Annotated in this window: 7 protein-coding genes and 1 pseudogene; 3 read left to right on the top strand and 5 right to left on the bottom strand. The window is 38.5% G+C overall.

Annotated elements, in window-relative coordinates; translation table 11 throughout:
• The first annotated feature begins 133 nt into the window (after window positions 1–133).
• The 3 genes from ON09_RS22120 to ON09_RS22110 all read left to right on the top strand — a co-directional run bounded on the left by ON09_RS22120 (window position 134) and on the right by ON09_RS22110 (window position 2,636).
• Entirely contained in the window at window positions 134–391 is a 258-nt protein-coding gene (locus ON09_RS22120) for a hypothetical protein (protein WP_010603252.1), read from the top strand.
• Between the two features lie 479 nt (window positions 392–870).
• Window positions 871–1,491, top strand: coding sequence for a nicotinamide riboside transporter PnuC (gene pnuC / locus ON09_RS22115; RefSeq protein ID WP_010603251.1), 621 nt, complete (start codon window positions 871–873; stop codon window positions 1,489–1,491).
• A gap of 56 nt (window positions 1,492–1,547) precedes the next feature.
• The gene (locus ON09_RS22110; RefSeq protein WP_010603250.1) at window positions 1,548–2,636 is read left to right on the top strand and encodes an acyl-CoA dehydrogenase family protein; all 1,089 of its coding nucleotides are present in this window, start codon (window positions 1,548–1,550) and stop codon (window positions 2,634–2,636) included.
• Between the two features lie 12 nt (window positions 2,637–2,648).
• Here the strand turns inward: ON09_RS22110 and msrA are convergent, their stop codons facing one another.
• From msrA to ON09_RS26350, 5 genes and pseudogenes are all read right to left on the bottom strand, one after another.
• Entirely contained in the window at window positions 2,649–3,179 is a 531-nt protein-coding gene (gene msrA, locus ON09_RS22105) for a peptide-methionine (S)-S-oxide reductase MsrA (protein ID WP_238533781.1), read from the bottom strand.
• Between the two features lie 200 nt (window positions 3,180–3,379).
• The gene (locus ON09_RS26710; protein ID WP_316927837.1) at window positions 3,380–3,763 is read right to left on the bottom strand and encodes a hypothetical protein; all 384 of its coding nucleotides are present in this window, start codon (window positions 3,761–3,763) and stop codon (window positions 3,380–3,382) included.
• Entirely contained in the window at window positions 3,726–4,418 is a 693-nt protein-coding gene (locus ON09_RS22100) for a hypothetical protein (RefSeq protein WP_316927836.1), read from the bottom strand. The genes ON09_RS26710 and ON09_RS22100 overlap by 38 nt, the downstream gene beginning before the upstream one ends.
• Before the next feature lie 98 nt (window positions 4,419–4,516).
• Window positions 4,517–5,398, bottom strand: coding sequence for a class I SAM-dependent methyltransferase (locus tag ON09_RS22095; RefSeq protein WP_010603248.1), 882 nt, complete (start codon window positions 5,396–5,398; stop codon window positions 4,517–4,519).
• Between the two features lie 89 nt (window positions 5,399–5,487).
• Window positions 5,488–5,593, bottom strand: a pseudogene (locus ON09_RS26350) (ABC transporter ATP-binding protein); the annotation flags it as partial.

Here is a 5,593-nt window from a genome sequence, read left to right as displayed (position 1 = left end):
ACGTACACACTAAATTGATGAAAATGAAGATGGGGGAGGAAATGAACCATCAGGTGAAGATGAAAATTTAACGCAGGATGAAGTTACGGAACCAGCAGTTGCCGATGCAGTAGAAACTGAAGGGGCTGAAAAAGTGCCTGCTGAAGAAAAACCAAAACCGAAATTTGAACGTAAAGCCGATCCGGTAATGCAGGAAAAACCTGTTGTGGAAGAAAAGCCGATTGTTGGACAGCCGGTTGAAACGCCAAAACCAACTCCCGCAAAAAAAGAGGAACCAAAGACTCAGGAAAAGCCTAAAGTAGAAGAAAAACCCGTTAAGAAAGTTGATTTCGAAATTACTAACCCTAATGATATAGAAATTGATGATAAAGGGCAGCTAGGATTGTTTTAGTAGGGTTTAATTCTGCTATTCGTTATCTGACTGTTAACTTATCAATCGTTATTGCTAGGTTCCGATATTTTATTGGAACCTGGCATTTTCATTCAAATAAGCAATCTTCACAAATGAAATTGCTTCAATCGATGGCAAATTGATTTCGCAATGGCCGAGAATTTTCGGCATTGACAATTGAAATAAAACCAAAATCTTTCAATTTAAAAACTATATTTGCCCTACTCAAAGGGGTGCTTTTTGAATTTTGCAATTTCTGTAGCAAACAAAAGGCTGAGATTACACCCATTTAAGAGGCTTAAGGCATTGGTCTTAAGGTTTAGGGTTTTGACCTTATACCTTCTAACTTACACCTTTACCTTTTGATGCACCTGATTCGGATAATGCCGACGTAGGGAAGAGGTTAAATTTACTATGCTGTTTCGCCCTGAAAGCAGTTTCAATAATTTTTATCGGTCGTAAGACAAAAAGTATTGTAAATGAATTTTCAAGAGTGGTTCAGGCTTTTTCAAGAGCAGATTTTACACACATCAATTATCGAATGGTTAGCAGTGGGCTTTGGCGTATCAGAAGTTTTACTGGCGAAAAAAAACAACATCTGGTTATATCCAACCGGTATTGTATCCATTTTGCTTTCCATGTACTTGCTGCTAAACGTAAAACTATATGCGGAAATGCTTTTGAGCATATACTATTTGGTGATGAGTGTTTATGGCTGGATAATCTGGAAAAAGCGTAAACAAGATGGCGAAAACCAGGTGGCATGGAGCACCAAAAATGAAATTGGAATTGCTGTTCTCATATCGGTGCTTGGATTTGGGATACTTTACTTTGCATTGCGCAACCATACCGATTCTGATGTTCCGCTGCTCGATGCCTTTGTTTCCTCAACAGCCTGGGCCGGAATGTGGCTTTTAGCCAAACGAAAAATAGAAAACTGGATTTTTCTCAACATTTCAAATATCGTAGCTATTCCTCTGTTGTTTCACAAAAAACTTCCTTTAATGGGCTGCTTAACCATATTTTTATTTGTGGTAGCCATCTTTGGATTTATGGATTGGAAAAAAATCATCGGAAGGAAAACGTTGAAAACAGTTTAATATTTGAAACTTGAAGAATCACACGAATTTTCGTTGGTTCTTAGAACAATTCATTTATGCAAAATACATTAACCCCAACCTGGCAAGAAAAAGTAAAGGCATTCGCAGCACAATCTGAAGAAATGGGAGAATTGCATCCCGAAATTTTAACGCTTGCCTACCAGGAGAACTGGTTTAAGCTGTTTGTGCCGGCAATTTACGGTGGTGCAGGTAAAAAACTCCCTGAAATATTAAGACTCGAAGAGGAACTTGCGGAAGCCGATGGGAGTTTGGGATGGACCGTTACCCTTTGTGCAGGAGCCGCATGGTTTGCCGGATTTTTAGATCCTGAACTGGCAAAAGAAGTTTTTGCAGATCCATGCGTTTGTTTTGCAGGCAGTGGTGCAGTTGGCGGTACCGCAGTAAAAAGCAGTAACGGTTACCTGGTAAACGGGCATTGGAAATACGCCAGTGGTGCCCTACATGCCACAATTTTTACGGCCAATTGTGTGCTTAAAAATGATGATGGATCAGATGTGCTGGATGTGGATGGTAATCCGGAAATTAAATCATTTATCCTTAAAAAAGCAGAAGTAGAAATTTTAGCCGGGTGGTCTTATTTTGGTTTAATTGCCACCGGAAGTCACGCCTTTGAAGTGAATAACCTTGAAGTTCCTCTAAACAGAACTTTCAAAATTAACGATACTATAGAAGTAAGTGATGAGGGATTTGACTATCCTTTTTTACAATTCGCTGAAACCACATTGGCGGTGAATAGTTTAGGTATGGCAAATCATTTTATAAGATTAGTGGAAGATGCATTCTTCTCAAGATCAGGTTTGAAAAGATATCAGGAAAATCAGATTACTTATTTTACTTCCGTACTCGATACTTGTAAAGCAGAAGTTTCCGATGTAAAGATTGAATTTTATGCCGCATTTGATCAGTCGTGGGAGCAGTTGATCAATACAGGTATAATCGACACGAATGTATTGTTCCAAGTAAGTGCATTGAGCAGAAAACTCGCTCATGCATGCCGGAGATCAGCAGATTTGCTTTTTCCCTACTGCGGCCTTGAAGCAGCGAAAAAAGATAGTGAAATTAATCGCGTTTGGCGAGATATGCATACTGCAAGTCAACATGCTTTACTCACCTTCGAAAACTAATTATTCCAGAAGTTAAGGTTTAATCTTTTCTTTAAAGTCGTTGGCAAACTTATTTAGTTTCGGCTGAATTACAAACGTACAATAAGGCTTGCTTTGGTTTTGATTAAAATAGTCCTGATGATAATCTTCCGCTTCATAAAAATCGGTAGCCGGAAGAATCTCAGTTACAATTGGGTTTTCAAAAACATTTTCTTGCTCCAGGTGAGCAACAAGCTGTTCAACATCCTGTTTTTGAATGTTATGGTGATAGAAAATTACTGAACGGTATTGGCTGCCGATATCATTCCCTTGTTTGTTAAGTGTTGTGGGATTATGTGTCTTGAAAAAGATGAGTACCAGATCACGAAAAGATATTACTTCTTCATCAAATTCAATTTCAACAACCTCTGCATGGCCGGTATCCCCATGAGAAATTTCCATATAGGTTGGGTGTTTTAACTCACCCCCCATATAACCTGAAGTCACCTTTTTCACACCATTAATAGTTTGAAATATTGCCTCGGTGCACCAAAAACAGCCGCCGCCAAATGTTGCTTTTTGCATAAGCATAATCTAACGAAAACTATGCCAGTATAGATTTTTGAAACGTAAAGATATTGTGCATTGAATTGACTTTCAGTGCATTAAATTTCAACGAGTTGAAGACTTCTACCAGCCACTAAAGTGCTATGATTGCTTATTCTAAATAAAAAAAATCCTCATTCAAATGAATGAATGAGGATTTAGTATTTTACGACAGTATACTATTGGTATTGAACGTAAATTGGTTTTGGAGTTAGTTTCAATAACTCTTCCGGAGTCATTAATCTATTTGGAGCTTTTTTCAGATCGTTTTTATAAAACAACTTGAAACCAGTAAACTGAACAGGCTCACTTTGGATAAAGTGTCTGTAAGTTCCTTTTTTCAATTCTGGCTCACCCCATCCATCCATGTGCATCACTACCTGTACTTCAGGGCGTAATTTGATGTTTTGTGAATTGGTTACCATCTTCTTGGTAAAACGGTGTAACACAAAAACTTTTGGAGGCAAATTGTATTTTTTAACCATATCAGCCAAGTATCCGGTAACGTAATTAATATCGGCCGCATCATAAGTTCCAATTTTTTTTGCCGGGTAGAGAACCATCTTTCATCGAAAACTCCGGATCGATACCTAAATGAACATATGGTAACTGTAAATATTTTTCAATATGCGGTAATTCTGCCTTAATGGTACTTAGTGCAACCTGAAGATCTAAAAATACGATTGTATTGGGTTGCATCTTCGAGATCTTCAAAACTGAATCAATCTGCTTGTTGCCCATACGGTTAATATATTTTCCATCTTTACCTGCAGTTCCACTTGCAACAGCTGCAATGTAGTGCAAGCCTGGCTGAACCGGAGTAGTAGGATCTGCTTTTTCCCATTTCTTTACTTCTGTATTTAGGCGTTGCCACATTTCTTTAGGTGCATATTCGCCCAAAGCACCCATTTTTTTCGAATGAAGATTACCATAATAAACTACAATACGTTTAAATGGTAAAATGGCACCAGCCAATGGTGTAGGTTGATTTTTTACCGGCCATCTGCCTGTAGTATCTCCGTTAGCAAGTTTTTTATCTAGTGAATCATACAGTTTTCTGTCAACGGGTTTCATAATGTTGACAGTAGAGTCTGTTTTCTTTTTGGATGTGTCAGCGCTTGCGCCACTTCCGCTCTTACCATCTGCGTTGCAGTTGGCAAATAAGCTGATTGCAGCAAACCCAAGGATTAGAGTACCCGCTAATTGAGGAAATTTCATAGATATTATAAAGTATTAAAGTTTAGACAGTTTTTCCGAATCTGTTGTGCATGAAAGTAGGATGGAAATCTGGAAGTTTAAAATAAAGTAATCAACATTTACACATTGCAGAATTTGCCAAAAACACCTAAAGGTAATTTAACGCCTGCAGTGGCTTGTAAATATAATTCACCTGTTTCTAAATTTTTAACGCTAGGGAATGATGTGCGGATTAGATTTTCTACAATAACTGAAGAAAATCCTAAAGAATAGGTATTCAGGATTAAGAAGTGCTCTTTTTCATCCAGAAGCTGAACAACATCTTGCATCATTTCTTGGATGTGATCTTCCAGTTTCCATTTTTCGCCATTTGGGCCGTGGCCATAGGCTGGGGGATCCAAAATGATGCCATTGTATTTTTTGCCTCGTTTTAGTTCTTTTTTGACAAACTTTAAGGCATCTTCTACCATCCAGCGGGTATCTTTCAAGCCCGAAAGTTCCTGGTTTTCGTTTGCCCAGGTTACCACCTGTTTAATTGAATCAACATGTGTTGTGTCTGCACCAGCGGCATTTGCAATTAGAGATGCCGCCCCGGTATAAGCAAAAAGGTTTAGCACTTTTGGCTGTGGGGTTTTAAATTTCTTGATGGAAGAAGAGATAAAATCCCAGTTAACGGCCTGTTCCGGGAATACGCCAACATGTTTGAAAGAGGTTAGCCCTAACCTAAGCTTGATGGCAACTTCGTTGTTTTTGTATTCTACATGCCAGCGGTCTGGTATGGATTGATTTTTCTTAACCCATTCTCCAGAAGTTGCAGAGCGGCCTCTGAAGGTGATATTGGCTGTTTTTTTCCACTCTTGTTCTGATAACGTTTTCTTCCAAACGGCCTGAGGTTCAGGTCTGATCAGAATAGCATTGCCAAAACGTTCTAATTTTTCAAAATCCCCGCAATCAATCAGTTCATAATCTTTCCAATGAGTTGGGGCAAGTAATTGTATCATGTATTATTTTATGTGGTCCGTCATGGCGAAGTATGAAGCAATCTAAATATCTAATAAAATTGCATAGTGCCTCGCAATGACGATTAAAGTTAAAACTTATCTTTAGCAGCTTTCATAAAACGGCTCGCAAATACGAAGTCATTAAGCTCCTGAATATCCGTGTGCGCAATTTCTTTGTTGCTGCCCTCCCAGAAT

The organism is Pedobacter agri PB92 (assembly GCF_000258495.1).
Taxonomy (GTDB): domain Bacteria; phylum Bacteroidota; class Bacteroidia; order Sphingobacteriales; family Sphingobacteriaceae; genus Pedobacter; species Pedobacter agri.
Note: the sequence above shows the minus strand (reverse complement) of the source record. Positions and strands in the feature narration are given on the sequence as shown.